An 18,269-nucleotide genomic window follows, 5' to 3' on the forward strand; every position below is an offset into this window, starting at 1 on the left:
AGGCGGCGAATGATTTTTTTGTGCTAAGGTGGTCAAGCTATGTGCGGTATTGTAGGAATTGTCGGAAAGGGCAACGTCAACACTCAGTTGTATGACGCACTGACGATGCTTCAACACCGCGGCCAGGATGCCGCAGGAATTGTGACCTGTGATGATGGTCGGTTGGCACAGGTTAAAGCCAATGGTCTGGTGCGCGATGTGTTCCGCACCAGCCACATGTTGCGACTGAAAGGTAATATGGGTATCGGCCATGTGCGCTACCCCACCGCGGGCAGTTCCGGCCCGGCATTGGCGCAGCCGTTTTATGTGAACTCGCCCTACGGCATTGCCCTGGCGCACAACGGCAACCTGACCAATACCGAAGAAGTCAGCCAGCACGTTTACCGGGCTGATCTGCGTCATATCAATACCGATTCTGATTCCGAAGTGTTGATCAACGTGTTTGCGCACGAATTGCATCGCCTTAATAAGCTGAACCCAACGGCCGAGGATTTTTTCACCGCGGTGAAAGAAGTCCATGCGCGGGTGCGCGGCGGCTATGCCTGTGTTGCGCTTGTGGCAAATTACGGTCTGGTGGCGTTCCGCGATCCCCATGGTATCCGCCCGATTGTGTATGGCAAGCGCGATACCGAACAAGGTGTAGAGTACATGGTTGCCTCCGAGAGCGTGGCGCTCGACACCCTGGGCTTCACTCTGGTGGGTGATGTGGCGCCGGGCGAAGCAATTTACATTACCACTGATGGTGAGCTGCACCGCCGTCAATGTGCCGAACAGGCCGATCTGCGTCCGTGTATTTTTGAGCACGTGTATTTTGCACGTCCCGATTCCATCATGGACGGCATTTCCGTGTATAAAGCACGCCTGCGTCAGGGCGAAAAACTGGCAGAAAAAATTCTGCGCGAACGACGCGATCACGACATCGATGTGGTGATTCCTATCCCGGATTCGTCCCGCGTGGCCGGACAGGCACTGGCGCAAACCCTGGGTGTGAAATTCCGCGAAGGGCTGGTGAAAAACCGTTACATTGGCCGTACCTTTATTATGCCCGGCCAGCAACAACGGAAAAAATCTGTGCGCCAGAAGCTCAATACCATTGAGTTGGAGTTCAAAGGCAAAAACGTGTTGCTGGTGGACGACTCCATCGTGCGCGGTACCACCTGTCAGCAGATTATTCAGATGGCCCGCGAAGCGGGCGCGCGCAAAGTGTATTTTGCCTCTGCCGCACCGGCGGTGGCCTATCCCAACGTGTACGGTATTGATATGCCCACGGCCAAAGAGTTGATTGCCCATGGCCGGACCACGGAAGAAATATGCACTGAAATCGGCGCCGACTGGTTGATTTATCAGGATCTCGAGGACCTGATTGCCGCCTCAGCAGAGGGTAACCCAGATGTAAAGGCATTTGATTGTTCAGTGTTCACCGGCGAATACATCACCGGCGATGTGAGTACCGATTACCTGGCTAAAATCGAGGCTGCCCGCAACGATGCGGCCAAAGCCGGCAAAAGCAAAAAGCCGGATGGCGACACGGTTATCGGTTTGCACAATGATATGCAGGAACTCGGTTAATGACCAAAAAGGATCTTGGGGCCGCAGCCTGGCGTGACGCCCAGCGCGAGATTATGGATGAAGCCCTGGCCGGTGCCGGCCTGGATACGCTGGCGGTGCGCGCGGGGCAATTGCGCAGTTTTGAAGGCGAACACACCGAGGCCATGTTCCTGACCTCCAGTTATGTGTTCGATTCGGCGGCTGCCGCTGCGGCGCGTTTCAGTGGTGAAAATCCGGGTAACGTTTATTCCCGCTATACCAATCCAACCGTGCGTTATTTTCAGGAGCGCATGGCGGCGTTGGAAGGCGCTGAAGCGGCGGTAGCCACCTCGTCTGGCATGGCCGCGATTCTCAGCACCTGTATGGCCCTGCTGAAAGCGGGCGATCACGTGGTGTGCTCGCGCAGCGTGTTTGGTACCACCAATGCATTGTTCCAGAAATACCTGGGCAAGCTGGGTATCAGCACTACGTTTGTGTCCCTGACCGACCACGACGATTGGCGCAAAGCGGTGACGCCAGCCACCAAAATGCTGTTTCTGGAAACGCCTTCGAACCCGTTGTGTGAAGTGGCAGACCTCGGCGTAATCAGCCAGATTGCCCGTGCGGCTGGCGCGTTGTTGGTGGTGGACAATTGCTTCTGTTCGCCGGCGTTGCAAAAACCTCTGGCGCTGGGTGCCGATATCGTGGTGCATTCGGCCACCAAATACCTGGATGGCCAGGGGCGTTGTGTCGGTGGTGTTGTGGTTGGCCGGCAAGAACACATGGACGAGGTGCTGGCCTTTGTCCGTACGGCAGGACCCACCATGAGCGCATTCAATGCCTGGGTGTTCCTCAAGGGGCTGGAAACCTTGCGGCTGCGAATGGACGCTCACTGTGCCAACGCACAGCAGCTGGCAGAATGGTTGAACGCGCAGCCTCAGATAGAACAAGTTTATTACGCCGGCTTGCCGTCCCATCCGGGGCATGCGCTGGCGGCCGCACAGCAGCGCGGCTTTGGCGGAGTGTTGTCGTTCAAAGTGAAGGGGGGGCGCGACGCCGCCTGGCGCTTTATCGATGCTACCCGGGTATTTTCCATCACCGCCAATCTGGGCGATGCAAAAACCACCATTGTACATCCGGCTACCACCACGCATGGTCGCCTGTCGGATCAGGACAAGGCCCAGGCCGGCATCACTGAAAATCTTATTCGCTTGTCGGTGGGGCTGGAGGATGCGGCCGATCTGATTGCAGACCTTGAGCGGGGGATTCGTGCACTTTAAAGGCATGGTAGAACCCATTGCGGCTGCCTGTGAGCAAGTGGCCAGTGTATTGCTGGGCAAAGAGCAGCAGATCAAGCTGGCAGTGACCTGCATGTTGGCCCGCGGCCATCTCCTGATAGAAGATTTGCCCGGCATGGGCAAAACCACCCTGGCTCATGCACTGGCCCGGGTGATGGGGCTGGAATACCAGCGGGTTCAGTTTACCTCCGATCTGTTGCCTGGGGATATTCTGGGCGTGAGCGTGTACCAGCAGGGCAAAGGCGAGTTCGTTTTTCATCCCGGCCCCGTGTTCACTCAGGTGCTGCTGGCAGATGAGATCAACCGGTCTACGCCAAAAACCCAAAGTGCGTTGCTGGAAGCCATGGAAGAGGGGCAAGTGACGGCCGAGGGCGAGACCCGCGCCTTGCCCGATCCATTTTTCGTCATTGCGACCCAGAATCCCCAGTCCCAGGCCGGTACGTTTCAATTGCCCGAATCCCAGTTGGACCGGTTCCTGATGCGTATCAGTCTTGGCTACCCCTCAGCAGAGGCCGAGCGGGCCCTCTATCGTGGCGAAGACAGCCGCAAGTTGCTGACCCGTCTAAAGCCTTGCCTGAATCCCGCGCAGATGAAAGCGATTCAGACCAAAGTGGAAGAGGTGCAGGCCTCGGATGCTTTGCTCGACTATCTGCAACGGCTGGTAGATTATACCCGCCATAATCCGGCGTTCAGTTACGGCCTCTCACCACGCGGTGCCCTGTCGCTGCTGCGGGCGGCGCGCACCTGGGCATTGATCCACAAGCGTCGCTATGTGGTGCCGGAGGATATCCAGCTGCTCATGCCTTATGTAGCCGGCCATCGCGTGCGTGGCGCGGGCGAGCATCAGGGCGAAAGCCTGGTCCGCTCCACACTCGACAGCGTGGATGTGCTGGGCTGAAGCCCCGAGCCTTTCTGGCTTATACCTTCTCACCGTCCAAAAGATGATTTATATGCCAAACCCGCGGTCGACACCGTGGGCCCGTTTGGCTATACCTAATACATCGGTGTGTGGCTTGCAGCAGTCGGAGGTCAGGTAGCATGTCAGCAACTCTGTTCGGACAATACCTTCGAGAGCGCAACGTGATATCGCCTGAGCGATTGAAGGCAGCCAGCGATGAAGTTCGTCGGCGCAACCGGTCCTTGGGGCAGCTCGCTATTGATAGCGGCTACCTCACTCAGGCCGAGGTAAGTGAGCTCAATCATGCCCAGCGCACTACCGATATGATGCTGGGTGAATTGGCGGTCAAGCGTGCATTGCTCAGTCAGGATGACCTCGAGCGCCTGATTATCCTGCAGAAAGCCACTCAGGTTTCATTGGCGCAGGTGCTGGTGGAATCGGGTGATTTCAGCGAAACACATATTCGCGAGCTCGAGCTCGACTACCTTGAAAAGCAAAAACTCACGCGCAAACTGTGTGAGCGAATTCTCACCGAAATCCCGCAATCTGAAAGCGTACAACTGTGTCTGAACGAATTGATCAAGGGCCTGCAGCGCATCTGTAAACAGGTGGTGGCGGTGAATGCGATTGAAAAGGAGGGCCAGCTCAAGCAAAGCTTGCCTTACGTGGTTTTGCAAAAAGTATCGGGGCCTAGCAGTTTCCATTTCGGGTTTGCGGTCTGTTCTGATCAAGTGCAAAAAATATCCACTGCGCTCACAGGGACGGAGCAAAACCAGGCCTATATTCCGGTAAAAGCCATCGAGCATTTTTCCGATATAGTGGTTAAAAATGCCTGCGCAAAAATGCAACAAGAAAAGGAAAATGTTGTATCGCATCAGCCCAAGGCTTTTTTTATCGGGGAGCAGATGCCCGCGTACCGCGATATGGTGGGGGTCAATATGGTGACAGAAGACGGCAGCTTCGAGGCCATGTTCTTCACCGACCCATAAGGCTTCATTTTTACCAGCCGGTACAGTAGGGTAGCGATTCAGTCCCTCAGGCTATGGCTACATGAAGTATTGGCTTTCCCGCTGGCAGCAGGCGTTTCGTCGCTGGGTTAACAAACGCATTGCAGGCGCGACGCAGATTCAACTGGGTCAGCGCAATCTGTTTGTATTTCCGGGCAAGACGGGTTTGGCATTTATTGTTCTCCTGTTGCTGCTGTGGCTGCTGGGCACCAATTTTGAAAATACCCTGATACTTTTACTGGCATTCTTGCTCACCGCATTGTTTGTCATCGCCATATTGCACTCTTATAACAACCTGGCGTCCATCAAGGTCAGTTTTCTCGATGCCGCGCCGGTTTTTGCCGGTGATCGGGCTGCCTTCCGGTTGCGTTTCGAGCGCCAGCCCAAATCCCTTAAAGGCTTGATGCTGCAGGTCAGTTGGCCGGGGGGCGGCAATGCCGAAGTGAGCCTGTACGACCCGGTTGAAGAGGTGGTGCTGTGGTTTCCTACAACCCGGCGGGGCTATGTTCAGCCCGGACGTTTGCTGATCGAAAGTTATTACCCCCTCGGCATTATCCGGTGTTGGACCTGGCTTGATCTCTGTTGTCGGGCACTGGTCTATCCCGCGCCGATCGAGACCCAACAGGCGCCCTGGGCGAGTGCGGACGGTGAACTTGATGACCATGCCCAAGCGGATGGCGCCGAGGACTTCATCGGCCTGAAAGGCTACCAGCCGGGCATGTCCCTCAATCGCATTTCCTGGAAGCATCTGGCGCGCGAGCAGGGGTTGCAGGTGAAAGCCTTTGCCGATCCGAAAGGCCAGGCCCAGGCGCTGGATTATGATTTTTTTGCCGGTGTGGATGTGGAGCGGCGATTGTCTTATCTGTGCTACTGGGTACTGTTTCTCGATCGGCGGGGGCTGCCTTACTCGTTGAATCTGCCCGGCTGGCAGGCGGCCATGGGGCAGGGCGACCGTCACCGGGAGAACTGCTTACATGCGCTTGCCCGCTTTGGTGAGGGGGCCGGCCATGCTGATTGACCAGATACCCCGCAACAGTCTGCTGTGGATGATCGGCGCGGTGGTGGCGGCCTGCTTGCCGCACTGGCCGCATGCTCCCGGTTGGTTATGGTTGGCCATGGCGTTGGTGTTTGGCTGGCGGGTGCAGATCTATCGGGGCCGGTTGGCGTTGCCGTCGTTCTGGATAAAGGCCCTGCTGGTGCTCATTTGTGGGTTGGCGGTTTGGCGCGCGTTTGGCAATTTGCGGGGACTTGAGCCCATGACCGCACTGCTGATTGCGGGACTGGTGCTGAAATGCCTGGAAATGCGCAACCGGCGCGATGCCCTGTTGGTAGTGATGCTGGGATATTTTGTCACCGCCGCACAATTACTGTATTCCACCCAATTATTGGCCTCCTTGTACGCGTTACTGTGCATCTGGGCGCTGCTCGTGGCACAACAGCTTCTATTCAGTGGCGCCGGAAATTCGTTCAAGGCCATTGTCAGACACAGCGCGGTGATGTTGTTACAAGCGCTGCCGGTCATGCTGGCACTGTTTATGTTAATGCCCCGGCTGGCCCCGCTCTGGGCAATGCCCAGTCAGCAACACGCGGCGCGCACCGGTATCAGCGACAGTATGGCGCCGGGTGATGTGGTGGATTTAACCCAGTCCGGCAAGCTGGCATTCCGGGTCAGTTTTGAGGGCGATGTGCCGCCGCCGGAAGCGCGTTACTGGCGTGGATTGGTGATGAGCGAGTTTGATGGCCGAACCTGGCGCCGGCACGATTACGATTTTCTGCCGGGTGAGCGGGCGGTGGATTTATTCCGTGATCGACCATCATCGTGGCGCATGAGCAATCTGCTCATGGGCGAGAATGTACCGGTTTACCGGTACGAACTGTTGATGGAAGAAACCCATCAATCCTGGTTGTTTACGCTTGGGTTACCCGTCACAGTGAGTATGTCGCAAGCCTGGGGTATTACCCGAGATCACACGCTGTTTACCCTCAAGCCTATGCGTGAGCGCACGGCGCTGTCGGTTACCAGCGCCGATCTGCCTATGCCCCAATCGACATTGCATGCGTTTGTCCAACGGCGCTATCTGGCCTTGCCGGAGGGCTATAATCCACGCACGCTGGCGCTGGCAAAATCCTGGATGGCGGAGCGCGACAGCGCGGATTTTTTTGTCGAAAAATTTCGTCAATGGGTTGCCAGCCGATTTGTCTATACCCTGCAACCACCCGGTTTAGGACGGGACAGTGTGGATGAATTTCTGTTCACCACACAACAAGGGTTTTGTGAGCATTTCGCCAGTAGTTTTGTGGTGATGGCCCGGGCAGCCGGGATTCCCGCGCGGGTGGTTACCGGCTATCAGGGCGGCGAGCTGAGTGTGGACGGGCAGTATCTGTTGGTGCATCAGATGGATGCGCACGCCTGGGCTGAATTGTGGATTGATGGTCAATGGCGGCGGATTGACCCAACCGCCTTTGTGGCACCGGAACGCATCCGGATGGGGCTACGTGATTCCATGCGCGAGCAACAGGCCTTGCTGGGCGAGCCCATGTCGCTGATGCGGTTCAGTTACATTGCAACGCTCAACCAGCTGCGGTTGCAGTGGGATTATGTGAACTATTTGTGGCAAAGCCGGGTAGCCGGGTTTGATCGAGATGCCCAGCAAGGTCTGCTTGATCAATGGCTTGGCGGCCGGGATCCGCTGCAATTGGCGTTGGTCTTTCTGGCGTTAGTGCTGGGGCCGGTCATTCTGGTCGCGGTGTGGATGATGTGGTCCGGCCGGCCCGCTCCGGAACCGATGATCAGACGCCTGATGCGCCAGGTAACCAAGGGCCTCGGGCCGGAATTGCAGCGCCGACCGGGTGAAACCCTGGGTGATTTTTTCCGTCGCCTGGCACAGGCAATGCCTGAACGGGAGCAGGAATGCCTGAATCTGGCGCGCGTTTTTGATCATCGACTGTACGGCGCAGGGGCAGAAGATGTACGTGCCGAGCAACTATTGCGCCAGTGGGTGGCGCGTTTCAGCAAATCACAGGGCGTGGCGAAACGCGATCAAACTGGCAGTAATCGCCACATTGAGTGATTCCACCCCGTTGTGCATGGGAATGCGAACACCAAAATCGCTCAGTTGCTGAACCTGCTCCGATACCCCGTGAGTTTCGTTGCCTAACACAAACACGCATTTGGATTGAGGCGGCAGTTCGCCGAGTGTGTGTTGTGCATGCGAAGACAGAGTGCCTATGCGGGACCCCGTTTGTTGCAACGTGCGCAGCGCGTCCACGAGTTTTTCGCAGCGGATTATCGGGCAGCGGAACAGGGCGCCCGCACTGGCTTTAATCACCAATGGATCAATTTGCGCGCAGCCCTGGCTTGGCAGTAATACGCCCGCGATACCACTGGCGGCCACCGAGCGCAGAATCATACCCAGGTTTTGCGGGTTGGTGATGCCGTCCACCGCGAGTAACTCAAATTGCGCCGGTTGGTTTGCCAGAAAGTCATCCAGGGTTTGGTACTGCTGCAGGCGCAGGTCGGCCGCAACGCCTTGGTCCTGTTTTGCATTCTTTGAAATACGCGACAGTGCCTGGCGACTGTGGTGCAGTACTTCTGCATTTTGATCTCGGGCGATACCTTCGATCTGATCGAGTATGCCGGCTGGCTTGTTACTGTCTGCCAGGTGCAGGCGATGAATTTTCACACCGGGTTGCTCGAGCGCCTCCAGCACCGGTTTGCGGCCATAGATCGTAAGCAGGCCGTCAAAAAATTGTTTGCGTGCCCGGTAGGCGGCGGAGTCCTCGATTTTATTCATGATGGTTTGATGTAATGTCTGAAAGGGTTGGTTGCCATTGGTCCAGTAACGCATCGATGGCGGCCAGTGCAGCGGTATTGGCGGCAGGTTGCTGTTGCGCCAATGCCAGCGTGGCGCGCGCCAGCGCATGATACAGCGCCTGCGCGGGCTTGTCCTGTGCCAAAGCCTGCCAGTGACTTTGCAGTGTTGCCGCGTCCGCCCGGCTGATGGGCCCTGTCAGCGCCGCTGTTGAAGGCATGGTCAATACGTTGTCCAGGGCCTGCGTCGCCAGCGGCGTTAACAGTGCGCGGGTATGGGCCTCATCCAGGCCAGCATTCGCGGCCAGTGTTTTGGCATAGTGCAGGGTCGTCACCAGATAGTTACTGGCGGCCACCGTGGCTGCGTGGTAGAGCGGTTTACGGTCTGCATCCAGCGTCTGCCACTGACCGCCAATGGCGCTGAACAGGGGCTCAAGCTGTGCCAATGCTTCGGTATCGCCTTCCGCGCAACACAGGCTGCCGGCAAAAGTGCCAAGGGATTTTGCCGGATCCGCAAATGAATGCGCCGGGTGTACGCTGGCCAGTTGAGCACCTTGGGTCGTAAGTGGCGACAATACTCTGCTGTTCAGACTGCCGGAGCAGTGAAACACCAGATTGCCGGGCTCAATGATCTGCCGTTGCGCAAGCCACTGCACAGCCTGTGGGATCTGGTCGTCCGGACAGGCGAGTAGCCAGAAATCCGCACCACGCGCTTGCTGATTGAGGGTGCAGGCCTCGCCGGTACCGATGAACGCAACGGCGTCGTGCGGCGGGTTGCGCGCGAATACCTGTTGGATGGAAAGGATATTTTGCCGGGCCCACACTGCAGCCAGTGTCCGGCCCAGTTTGCCTGCGCCTAGCAGATTTAATGTGGTGATCATTCGGCGATCCAAAAACCACTATTGAACATCAATTCGTTCTGTGTGTTAAGGCTTATTGGTATTGCCGGTAGGCAGTAAGAACAGATTGATGCGAAGCCAGAGTGGACTAAAGCAGCCATAGTCAAAATGACAGAAAAGTGCCGAAAGCGAAAGCTTCTTGTTAATAGTTGTACGTTTGTTTGATATGCTTGCCACTTTGGTTGATTATTCTTGGTGAAGTCTCAAAAGCGTGTGCATGAAGCATGCTGACACGCGGGTATTTGGGAGGTTCTGGGTGGAACGGTTTATGAGACGATTTATTCTATTGGCAGCAATTTTTAGCAGTTCCTTAGTGGGAGTAAAATTGTGGGCGGCTGATGTATGCAGTGATGCCAAGGATATGTGGTCTGTTGTTGCAGAGAGTGGTTCTGAATCGCTTCTTAAAGGTTATCTTCAACAGTATTCTAGTTGTCCCTTGTTCAAAGCTTTGGCGCAAAAAGAGCTTGATGCGCTGGCTGAGCTTCGGGCCCGTGGGCAAGCTGATTCCAACTTAACTGAAGTTGCGGGGCCTGATAGTGACGGTTCGGCGGATCTCGCCAAATGCTACAAAAGTGGCGCCATGCTGGGCCAGTTCCCAGATTACGATCCTGTTGAGTTCTCAAAATTAGACGTTGTTGAAAGCTTGTATTTTTGTCAGATGGCGCTTGAACAATTTCCCGATAATATCGATGTCAGAACCTTGTATGTAAGGGCACTGTTGAAGAAAAAAGACTACGATGGTATCGATAAGATTCTCAAGCCCGGTGTGGATGCCAATGATGGTTATGCCTTGTCCTTAATGGGAACCTACTACCGTGATCTTGGAAAAAATGAGATTGCATTCGATTATTTTTCCCGCTCTGCTGCACAAGACAATGTTTATGGTTATGTCAATCTTGGTTTGGTTTACGATTTTGGAAGGGGGGTACGCCAAGATTATCAAAAAGCCAGAAAGAACTATGAAATGGCTAACTCAAAAGGCGCCATGATGCATTCCAATCTGGCGTTGCTTTATATGAATGGGCAGGGCGTAGAGAAGGATTTAAATAAGGCGATAGCAATATTTGAGGCGCACCTGGCTGCTGGTGGTGTTGATGTGGCCAATTTAGGGCATATTTATCACAAGATGCTGCCCAAGAAGAATATCAAGAATGCGATTAAATACTACACGTTGGCAGCGGAAAAAGATGCCTCTGATTGGTCAATGAATCGGTTGGGAAGTATCTTCGCGAATGAAGTTGGTTTTCTCAGTGCGGAAAAAGCGATCCATTGGTGGGGTAAAGCCGCGGAAAAAGGCAGTTCAACGGCAGCTTATAATCTTGGGTTGTTATATCAGGGTGATTTTCAGGTTGGCAGTGTGGATCATGAAAAGAAAATCCGCTACTTCAAATTAGCGGCAAAGCTGGGTAGTGACGATGCCTACAGGATGCTGGGCTATTTCTATTTTAATGGAGAAGGTGTGGTGCCGAATGTCGATATTGCGAGGGAGTATTACGAATTTGCTGCCAATATGGGCAATGTCAAAAGTCAGAGGGCAGTAGGCAGAATTTATTATGAGCAGAATAATTTTAAAAAAGCCCGTTATTGGTACGAAAAAGCTGCTGAAAAGGGCGATGAAATAGCGCTTAAGCTACTGGCGCAAATGGATGAATAAGGGGGTGTCGTGTTAAGGCTTAGCTTGGTTTTTATTGTTTCGATGTTCTGTAGTGATGTTGTCGCAGATTTTTCTGAGGTGCGACGCCAGCAGGTTGCTGAAGGGTTTGCGCTGGCGCTAACAGATGAGCAGGCTGAGTTGGATGTCTGGTTAGATGCTTCTCAGACACTGGTGTTTGATAGTGTGGAAATGGGGGATTACGGACTACCACTAACGCTTGTCGAACCTCTGGCGAAACTGAATATCGACCAGCCTGCCCTCACGGTAATTGCCCTTTATGTCACTATGGCCACCTATCATGCAATCTATATTGAAACTGAACTGCCGGTTTACCGATTGAAGGCTGCAGCTTATTTGGAGCTTTGGCAGGAGTTTGCAGCTGAGTTTGTCGGTGGTAGGGTCGCCGGTTTGATTGAGCCAGATGTGACAAAACGGAAACTGGGGTGGAGCGAGAGTCTGTTCATTGGGGAAGATTATGTGGCCGATAGCGGTAGCCCCAGCGATTTATTTCAGCTTAAGAAAACCATCCGTGAAGACATGAAGACAAAAGCAATCATGTCATACATCAAAAATGATCGATTGCCCTTGGTTATGCGGTTTATTTATGATCTTCCCCGAAATCACGGTCTCAGCGAGAGTGGGGTAACCTTGCTGATGACGAGTATTGCAGAGAATAAGCCCGAAGCCGTAAAGCTGTTTGCGGCGCTTTCAAATTGTAACCAAACTGATTATCAAGGCGATGACGCCTATGATTATATTGCAAAGCTGGGTCACGAGCATTTGAGGTCCATTCTGGAAAGCAGTTGTAAGTCATAGAACACGCTATGTGATCTAGGTTGTTATAACCGCTTCTGTCTATGCCCTGGGTTAGGCAGGGATTTTCAGATGGCAATCATCGTCGTTTTCCAGCAGGGCGCGCAGTATGTCGCGCCGGTTAATCAGTCCCACCAGCTTGCCGTGTTGGATCACGGGGTAATTTTTGGGTTTGTTGCCCATCATGGTTTGAGCAACTTCCACCACACTGGTGTCGGGTGTCAGCGTCAGAACGTTGGTTTGCATAACCTTGCTCACGTTGACCGCCTCTTCGCAGAAGAAGGCTTCGTTGAGCATTTCCTGGATGCAGTCCTGCTCCGAAACAAAGCCTGCCAGTGCGCCATTGTCATCGAGCACCGGTGCGCCGGTGACTTTGGCGTCAATCAACCGCGCCACCACATCCCGCACATTGTCGCGGGTGCTGAGCACCAGCGGTTGTGGATTCATATAGTCCTTTACCAGAATGGATTTCATAGTATTCCCCCGTATCCGAGACCTTTTCATAGCCTAGAACAGAATCCGGGGGCTGTCTTATAGCAACTTGCTATAGTGCTGATTTGCAGATTAATAATGGTAGGCTGGTCACGACTTGATGCAGGCATCCAGATAGGCGCTCATTGCGCCGGCAATGCCCATCTGGATGCAGTCCACGGTAAATGCGTGGCCGATGGATACTTCGAGCAGGTGTGGAATGGCATTGCGTAACGCGGGCAAGTTATCGAGATTGAGGTCGTGGCCGGCGTTAACCCCCAGGTTAACGGATTTTGCCACCTCGGCTGCATCGGCAAAGCGGGTGATCACCTCCGCCAGCGAGCCATCCTTAGCCTTGTGTGCCCAGGCATAGGGGCCGGTGTATAACTCAATGCGGTCGGCGCCGATATCCGCTGCCCGCCGGATCTGCTCTGCATCGGGGTCCATAAACAGGCTGACGCGAACGCCCAGGTCTTTCAGGCGCCGGATAATCGGTTCGAGCGTTTTGCCGCTGGTTGACAGGTCGAAGCCGTGGTCCGAGGTGAGCTGGCTGTCGGTGTCAGGTACCAGCGTGGCCTGGTCGGGTTTGCTGGCTTCTACCAGCGCCATAAAGCCAGGGTAACTGCCTTGCGCATCGGCAAACGGGTTGCCTTCGATATTGAATTCTACGTTCACCAGTGGCTCGCATAGCGCTGCCAACGGGGCGATATCGCTGGCGCGGATGTGCCGTTGGTCGGGGCGCGGGTGTACGGTTATGCCCGCCGCTCCCAGATCAATGCATTGGCGCGCATATTCAATTAAATCGGGGTAGTTGCCTTCGCGTGAATTACGGATCAGGGCAATTTTGTTGATATTGATGCTGAGGGCGGTGTTCACGGCGATTCCTTTAGGACTGCGGGGCAGGCTTAAAGCCTGCGCGCTTTCAAAATGCGTATTGCCACGTTGGGTGCTTCCGGAAACGCTCTGATGTTTCCGCGTGGCTCGCGGGTAATGGCGTCGACAACGTCGATACCTTCGACGACTTTGGCAAATACCGCGTAACCCGGTTTATTTTTCTGCGGATCCAGGTGAGGGTTCCCGCGCACATTCACATTGATGAAGAACTGGCTGGTGGCGCTATTGGGGTCGGACAGACGAGCCATGGAGAGGGTACCGTAGTTATTCAGCAGGCCATTGTCGGACTCGTTTTTAATCGGGGCTTTGGTTTCCTTGCGTTGGAAGTCAAATGTGAAACCGCCGCCCTGAACCACAAAGTTGGGGATAACCCGGTGAAAAATAGTGCCGTCATAGAAGCCGGAATCCACGTAATCCAGGAAATTCTGTGCCGTGATCGGGGCCTTGTCCTCAAAAACTTCGAGCACGATGGTGCCCATATCGGTTTCCAGTTTGACTTTCGGGTTCCCCGCTAAAGCCAGTGAACTCAGTAATAACAGGCCGATGCCGAAAAGGTTTCGCACAGTGATTGTCTCCTCAGTTAATCCATTCAGACCGACGTTTACGACCACCAAATCCCTGGATGATCAGGGTGATAATCATGCCTGCACCTAAAATGCTGGCACCGTAAATCCATTGGTCGTAGGTTTTTTCTTTGCGCAGGCGTTCGTTGTCGGCTTTTACGATATCGGATTCCGTTTGCAGCATCTGGTGTTTTTCCAGTAAATCCTGATAGCGCTGGTTGAGCTCAATCGTACCGCTGGACAACTGCTTGAGTTCGTTCAGTTCTCTTTCCAGCTGGTCGCGTTGCTCTGACAGGCTGGAAATATTGTTCAATGCTGAACTTTTGTCGCCGCTCAGTGCGCGGTAGTCGTTCTGCAGATTGGCGTACTGGGTGCGCAGTTTTTCCAGCTCGGCTTGCGCAGACTTCAGCTGGATGCCCGCGGTGGGCTTGTCCAGCAGATACTGTGTGCGAATCCAGCCCTGCTCTCCGTTGCGCATTTCCACCAGCGACCATTCGTTGTCTTCGCTGGCTTCAATGAATTTCAGCTCGGTGCCCGACGGCAAGCCACGGTGCACAATGCGGTATTGGTTGCCCTGACCGCTGCGCAATGGCACGAACAGCTCATCGGAAACGTACCGGGTGGTGGTTTGGGCGTTGGCGCCGGATGCCAGTGTGGCAAAGACGGCAAATGCGATGCAGGCAATGAGATATGGTTTCATAAAATGTCTTAGCGCAATTTTTATTTTGATCATTGTAAAGCAGCCGGTGGCAAAATGCCTGTGATGCCGGCCTCAGGGCAACACTTTTTTATAGGGCTTAACCACGACGGATTGATAGACCCCGGCGGTGATGTAAGGGTCGGTATCTGCCCATGCCTGGGCGGCGGCCAGGCTGTCAAATTCGGCAACCACCAGACTGCCACTGAAACCGGCTTCACCAGGATCTTCGCTGTCGATTGCCGGGCAGGGGCCGGCTATCAGTAATCGGCCCTGATCGCGCAGGGCTTCAAGGCGGGCAATGTGTGCGGGCCTTGCTTGTTTGCGCAGCGGCAGGGAGTTGGCGACGTCTTCACTGATGATGGCGTAAAACATAGAAATTCCTTTGTGGGCTCGGCATCAGCCGTGCATGATATCTTCAATATCCAAATGGGTAAGCTGTTTGATGTTTTTGAACAAATAATAAAAGGTGAACATCATAATCACCATCGCTGGCAAGGCAATCACCGGGTAGCTGAGGGCGGTCATTTTACCCAATTCTTCGTTAAAAGCTTCGGTGCCGGGCTGGCTGACCACGATCCACTTGGCCAAGACGTAATTCAGGAATGAGCTCAGGAAAAACGACGCCGCCAGCATATAGGTGGCGTTTTTCAATACGGTTTCGAAAGCCGCATGATTGTTGAATTGATCCAGCGCCGCGTCCACTTTATTCACCTGCAGTACCTGGTCGTTGTACAGAAAGGTGCGCACCAATGGATAGCGCGTGCGCAGTGAAAACAGTGTGGCGAGGCCAATGATGCCGGGAATGGCGGCTTCTTTAATCGCGATGTACTTGGGATCCAACTCCAGCAGGCCGATGCCGCCCGTGAGCAGAACGCTGAAGGTGCCAAGGACAGAAATGAAATTGACTTTGCCGCGCTTAAAGTAGTCCCGTGCACCATAGGCGAGAGGAAACAGCAGCGCGACCACCAGCCCCATTTTGGTACCCAACCATTGCTCATTACTGAATTTGGTCAGGATCAGCGTGGGGATGACAATGTTGAACAGCAGGTTAACCAGCAGGTTTTCACGTTGCGGCGCTGAATCGGTGGGTTTCGCTTGGGTCATTGGCTACTCAGTGGCAAAATGGGATGTTCAGGCCGATAACCGGCCTTGTATAGGGTTCATGGCGGTAGTTTTGTACGATTTGCATACCCATTCAACCGCGTCCGACGGTATTTTAAGCCCAGAATCGCTGGTGTCGAGTGCTGCCAGGGCGGGCGTACAGTTTCTGGCGTTGACCGATCACGATACCCAGCAGGGAATCGCCGCCGCCCGCATCCGTGCCCAGGAGGAAGGTATCACCCTGATTCCGGGGTTGGAACTGTCCTGTGTCTGGCGCGGGCGAGGCGTCCATGTGGTGGGTCTTGGCATAGATCCCACGTCAGACGTCATGCGCGTGCGCTTGGCTGCTATGGCAACCGCGCGGGCCGAGCGCGCTGGTCTCATTGCCCGGGCATTGGCCAGGGCAGGCCTGAGTGATGAAAACACCATTTACCAGCGCGCCCTGGCTCTGGCCGATGGCGGCTCGGTCGGACGGCCGCATTTTGCCCGTGCACTGGTGGAATTGGGCAAAGTCAAAAGCCTGAATCAGGCGTTTAAGAAGTATCTGGGCGCGGGTAAACCCGGCGATATCAAACAGGCATTCCCGGAGTTGGTCGATGGGGTGGCATGGCTGAATGAGGCCAGCGGCGTGGCTGTGCTGGCACACCCGCTGAAGTACAATCTCACCCGCACCAAGCTCAGGGAGTTGCTGGCTGACTTTGCCGATGCCGGTGGTCAGGCAGTGGAAGTGATCAGCGGGGTACAGGCTGTAGCCGACACCCGTGATATGCTCCAGCTGGCACAGGCGGCAGGCCTGGCAGGTTCTCTGGGCAGTGATTTTCATGTGCCGGAGCAGGGATGGCAGGCCTTGGGGTGCGCCGGTGAGCTGCCGGCGGGCATTACGCCCGTGTGGCAATTGGCCGAATTGGCGCCCTGGGTGCAGGGCGCCCGAGCCGAGAATAACCAAGTATAAGGAGGCCAGGTGGCCCAGTTTTTCCAGATACATCCTGAAAACCCGCAACACCGGCTGGTGGTGCAGGCAGCCGAGATCATCAGCAAGGGCGGCCTGGTGGCCTTTCCCACCGACAGCGCCTACGCGCTGGGCTGTCATATTGGCGATAAAAACGCGGTTGAGCGCATCCGGGTTTTACGTCAACTCGATAAAAACCACAACTTCACGTTGGTATGCAGGGACTTATCAGAGCTGGCCACCTACGCCAAGGTCGATAATCAGGTATACCGGATGCTCAAACACCAGACCCCTGGGCCTTACACTTTTATTCTGGAGGCCACCAGCGAGGTGCCTCGCCGGCTCCAGCACCCCAAGCGCAAAACCATTGGTATTCGGGTGCCCGACAACAACATTGTGCGCGAGATTCTCAGCCAGTTGGGCGAGCCCTTGATGAGCGTGACTTTGCAGATGCCGGGTGAGGAATACCCCATGACCGATCCCTACGACATCCGCGATACCCTTCAGCACCAGCTGGATCTGGTCATCGACGGCGGTTATTGCGGCATGGAGGCTACCACAGTGGTGGATCTGACCGGCGATTTGCCCACATTGGTGCGGCAGGGACTGGGCGATTTCAGCCCGTTCGAGCCCGCTTGAGTGCTGGCAGGTCGCGGACAAACGGGGCTATAATGCCCCGTTTTAGCCTGCTGAGAGAGCAACCCGTGCTGAGAGATGTCACCCCGTGAGCCAAGATCCCGAAAACCTGACCCTGTTGGACCCCGCGACCGCGGGTGAGCCTGCCGACCCGAACGGGGTCAGCGATGAGGTTGCCGAAGGTGCCGCCTTAGTCGGCGAAGGCGCAGAGCCTGACCCCCATACCGATGAAAACCCGGATTCCCAGGAGCCGGTCGGGCATCCCGATCAGGCGGAAATGCCGTTTGCCATCGTGCAGGGCAAAGCTTTTACCGATCTGCCCAAAGACCTCTACATTCCGCCAGATGCGCTGGAAGTGATTCTGGAGGCTTTTGAAGGTCCGCTGGATTTGCTGCTGTATCTGATCCGCCGCCAGAATCTGGATATTCTGGAAATCAACGTGGCCGAAATCACCCGCCAGTACATGGCTTACGTGGAAATGATGAGCGCCATGCAGTTTGAGCTGGCGGCCGAATACCTGGTGATGGCGGCGATGCTGGCGGAAATCAAATCGCGCATGTTGCTGCCGCGGTCCAACGAGGGTGAAGAGGAAGAGGAAGACCCAAGGGCCCAGTTGATCCGTCGCTTGCAGGAGTACGAACGCTTCAAACAGGCGGCCGAAGATCTGGACGAAATCCCGCGCGTTGGCCGCGATATATTCCACGCCAGCGCACAGGCGCCGGACCGCAATCTGACCCGGCCCGAGCCCGATGTGGATCTGAAAGAATTGTTGTTGGCGCTGTCCGAAGTATTGCGCCGGGCCGACATGTTCGAAAGTCATCACGTGACCAAAGAAAAACTCACCACGCGTGAACGCATGGGCCAGGTGCTGGATATGCTCAGCCATAAACAGTTCATGCCATTCGTCAAACTTTTTAAAGTGGAAGAAGGGCGACTGGGCGTGGTGGTGACTTTTATGGCCGTGCTGGAATTGATCAAAGAATCCCTGGTGGAGATAGTGCAGAACGAAAATTTTGCCGCCATCCACGTGCGAGTGAGAACCCAATAA

The 18,269-nt window shown here is 55.0% G+C and carries 19 protein-coding genes; 11 read left to right on the forward strand and 8 right to left on the reverse strand.

The genetic code is table 11. From position 1 onward, the window contains the following. Nucleotides 1-39: 39 nt before the first annotated feature. The 6 genes from purF to M5M_RS00655 all read left to right on the forward strand — a co-directional run bounded on the left by purF (nt 40) and on the right by M5M_RS00655 (nt 7,801). Nucleotides 40-1,569 (forward strand): amidophosphoribosyltransferase, encoded by a 1,530-nt coding sequence (gene purF, locus M5M_RS00630; protein WP_015045534.1) that lies wholly within the window; start codon nt 40-42, stop codon nt 1,567-1,569. Further along, on the forward strand, nt 1,569-2,807 hold the full coding sequence (locus M5M_RS00635) for an O-succinylhomoserine sulfhydrylase (protein ID WP_016389128.1): 1,239 nt from the start codon (nt 1,569-1,571) through the stop codon (nt 2,805-2,807). The genes purF and M5M_RS00635 overlap by 1 nt, the downstream gene beginning before the upstream one ends. A 4-nt stretch (nt 2,808-2,811) precedes the next feature. Next, the gene (locus M5M_RS00640) at nt 2,812-3,723 is read left to right on the forward strand and encodes an AAA family ATPase (protein WP_015045536.1); all 912 of its coding nucleotides are present in this window, start codon (nt 2,812-2,814) and stop codon (nt 3,721-3,723) included. 140 nt (nt 3,724-3,863) lie between these two features. Then, entirely contained in the window at nt 3,864-4,712 is an 849-nt protein-coding gene (locus M5M_RS00645) for a hypothetical protein (protein WP_016389129.1), read from the forward strand. Nucleotides 4,713-4,773: 61 nt separating this feature from the next. Beyond that, nucleotides 4,774-5,748, forward strand: a complete 975-nt coding sequence (locus M5M_RS00650) for a DUF58 domain-containing protein (protein ID WP_015045538.1) — start codon at nt 4,774-4,776, stop codon at nt 5,746-5,748. Then, nucleotides 5,705-7,801 carry a transglutaminase TgpA family protein gene (locus tag M5M_RS00655; RefSeq protein WP_081640074.1) on the forward strand — a complete coding sequence of 699 codons (2,097 nt, stop codon included), beginning with the start codon at nt 5,705-5,707 and terminating at the stop codon, nt 7,799-7,801. The genes M5M_RS00650 and M5M_RS00655 overlap by 44 nt, the downstream gene beginning before the upstream one ends. Here M5M_RS00655 and M5M_RS00660 read toward each other — a convergent pair. Both M5M_RS00660 and M5M_RS00665 read right to left on the reverse strand, forming a co-directional pair. Continuing rightward, nucleotides 7,748-8,524 carry a TrmH family RNA methyltransferase gene (locus tag M5M_RS00660; RefSeq protein WP_029879799.1) on the reverse strand — a complete coding sequence of 259 codons (777 nt, stop codon included), beginning with the start codon at nt 8,522-8,524 and terminating at the stop codon, nt 7,748-7,750. The two genes, M5M_RS00655 and M5M_RS00660, sit on opposite strands and share 54 nt — an antisense overlap. After that, nucleotides 8,517-9,422 carry a Rossmann-like and DUF2520 domain-containing protein gene (locus M5M_RS00665; RefSeq protein ID WP_015045541.1) on the reverse strand — a complete coding sequence of 302 codons (906 nt, stop codon included), beginning with the start codon at nt 9,420-9,422 and terminating at the stop codon, nt 8,517-8,519. The genes M5M_RS00660 and M5M_RS00665 overlap by 8 nt, the downstream gene beginning before the upstream one ends. A gap of 286 nt (nt 9,423-9,708) precedes the next feature. On the opposite strand from M5M_RS00665, the gene M5M_RS00670 reads away from it, so the two are divergent. Then, nucleotides 9,709-11,094, forward strand: a complete 1,386-nt coding sequence (locus tag M5M_RS00670) for an SEL1-like repeat protein (protein WP_016389130.1) — start codon at nt 9,709-9,711, stop codon at nt 11,092-11,094. 9 nt (nt 11,095-11,103) lie between these two features. After that, nucleotides 11,104-11,910, forward strand: a complete 807-nt coding sequence (locus tag M5M_RS00675; RefSeq protein ID WP_015045543.1) for an ankyrin repeat domain-containing protein — start codon at nt 11,104-11,106, stop codon at nt 11,908-11,910. 51 nt (nt 11,911-11,961) lie between these two features. On the opposite strand, the gene M5M_RS00680 is transcribed toward M5M_RS00675, so the two are convergent. The 6 genes from M5M_RS00680 to M5M_RS00705 form a co-directional block, all read right to left on the reverse strand. Next, nucleotides 11,962-12,381 (reverse strand): CBS domain-containing protein, encoded by a 420-nt coding sequence (locus M5M_RS00680; RefSeq protein ID WP_015045544.1) that lies wholly within the window; start codon nt 12,379-12,381, stop codon nt 11,962-11,964. Between the two features lie 108 nt (nt 12,382-12,489). Next, entirely contained in the window at nt 12,490-13,254 is a 765-nt protein-coding gene (locus M5M_RS00685) for a pyridoxine 5'-phosphate synthase (RefSeq protein ID WP_015045545.1), read from the reverse strand. A gap of 29 nt (nt 13,255-13,283) precedes the next feature. Continuing rightward, complete coding sequence (locus M5M_RS00690) at nt 13,284-13,835, reverse strand: peptidylprolyl isomerase (protein WP_015045546.1); 552 nt, start codon at nt 13,833-13,835, stop codon at nt 13,284-13,286. Nucleotides 13,836-13,848: 13 nt separating this feature from the next. Further along, a complete protein-coding gene (locus M5M_RS00695; protein ID WP_016389131.1) occupies nt 13,849-14,535 on the reverse strand; it encodes a TIGR04211 family SH3 domain-containing protein in 687 nt (228 codons plus the stop codon). Nucleotides 14,536-14,607: 72 nt separating this feature from the next. Continuing rightward, a complete protein-coding gene (locus M5M_RS00700) occupies nt 14,608-14,907 on the reverse strand; it encodes a YciI family protein (protein ID WP_015045548.1) in 300 nt (99 codons plus the stop codon). Nucleotides 14,908-14,931: 24 nt separating this feature from the next. Then, the gene (locus tag M5M_RS00705; RefSeq protein ID WP_015045549.1) at nt 14,932-15,639 is read right to left on the reverse strand and encodes a VC0807 family protein; all 708 of its coding nucleotides are present in this window, start codon (nt 15,637-15,639) and stop codon (nt 14,932-14,934) included. A 58-nt stretch (nt 15,640-15,697) separates the two neighbouring features. Between M5M_RS00705 and M5M_RS00710 the strand changes: the two genes are divergently transcribed. The 3 genes from M5M_RS00710 (at nt 15,698) to M5M_RS00720 (ending at nt 18,269) form a co-directional block, all read left to right on the forward strand. Continuing rightward, a complete protein-coding gene (locus tag M5M_RS00710; RefSeq protein WP_042454793.1) occupies nt 15,698-16,588 on the forward strand; it encodes a PHP domain-containing protein in 891 nt (296 codons plus the stop codon). A gap of 9 nt (nt 16,589-16,597) precedes the next feature. Next, the gene (locus M5M_RS00715) at nt 16,598-17,224 is read left to right on the forward strand and encodes an L-threonylcarbamoyladenylate synthase (protein ID WP_015045551.1); all 627 of its coding nucleotides are present in this window, start codon (nt 16,598-16,600) and stop codon (nt 17,222-17,224) included. A gap of 85 nt (nt 17,225-17,309) precedes the next feature. Beyond that, nucleotides 17,310-18,269: a segregation and condensation protein A gene (locus M5M_RS00720; protein WP_015045552.1), complete on the forward strand. Its 960-nt coding sequence runs from the start codon at nt 17,310-17,312 to the stop codon at nt 18,267-18,269.

Origin of the sequence: Simiduia agarivorans SA1 = DSM 21679, assembly GCF_000305785.2 — a bacterium.
Taxonomy (GTDB): Bacteria; Pseudomonadota; Gammaproteobacteria; order Pseudomonadales; family Cellvibrionaceae; genus Simiduia; species Simiduia agarivorans.

Coding starts and splice junctions, on each gene's coding strand:
- purF (WP_015045534.1), top strand. CDS start 40: ATGTGCGGTATTGTAGGAATTGTCGGAAAGGGCAACGTCAACACTCAG.
- M5M_RS00635 (WP_016389128.1), top strand. CDS start 1,569: ATGACCAAAAAGGATCTTGGGGCCGCAGCCTGGCGTGACGCCCAGCGC.
- M5M_RS00640 (WP_015045536.1), top strand. CDS start 2,812: ATGGTAGAACCCATTGCGGCTGCCTGTGAGCAAGTGGCCAGTGTATTG.
- M5M_RS00645 (WP_016389129.1), top strand. CDS start 3,864: ATGTCAGCAACTCTGTTCGGACAATACCTTCGAGAGCGCAACGTGATA.
- M5M_RS00650 (WP_015045538.1), top strand. CDS start 4,774: ATGAAGTATTGGCTTTCCCGCTGGCAGCAGGCGTTTCGTCGCTGGGTT.
- M5M_RS00655 (WP_081640074.1), top strand. CDS start 5,705: ATGCGCTTGCCCGCTTTGGTGAGGGGGCCGGCCATGCTGATTGACCAG.
- M5M_RS00660 (WP_029879799.1), bottom strand. CDS start 8,524: ATGAATAAAATCGAGGACTCCGCCGCCTACCGGGCACGCAAACAATTT.
- M5M_RS00665 (WP_015045541.1), bottom strand. CDS start 9,422: ATGATCACCACATTAAATCTGCTAGGCGCAGGCAAACTGGGCCGGACA.
- M5M_RS00670 (WP_016389130.1), top strand. CDS start 9,709: ATGAGACGATTTATTCTATTGGCAGCAATTTTTAGCAGTTCCTTAGTG.
- M5M_RS00680 (WP_015045544.1), bottom strand. CDS start 12,381: ATGAAATCCATTCTGGTAAAGGACTATATGAATCCACAACCGCTGGTG.
- M5M_RS00695 (WP_016389131.1), bottom strand. CDS start 14,535: ATGAAACCATATCTCATTGCCTGCATCGCATTTGCCGTCTTTGCCACA.
- M5M_RS00700 (WP_015045548.1), bottom strand. CDS start 14,907: ATGTTTTACGCCATCATCAGTGAAGACGTCGCCAACTCCCTGCCGCTG.
- M5M_RS00705 (WP_015045549.1), bottom strand. CDS start 15,639: ATGACCCAAGCGAAACCCACCGATTCAGCGCCGCAACGTGAAAACCTG.
- M5M_RS00710 (WP_042454793.1), top strand. CDS start 15,698: ATGGCGGTAGTTTTGTACGATTTGCATACCCATTCAACCGCGTCCGAC.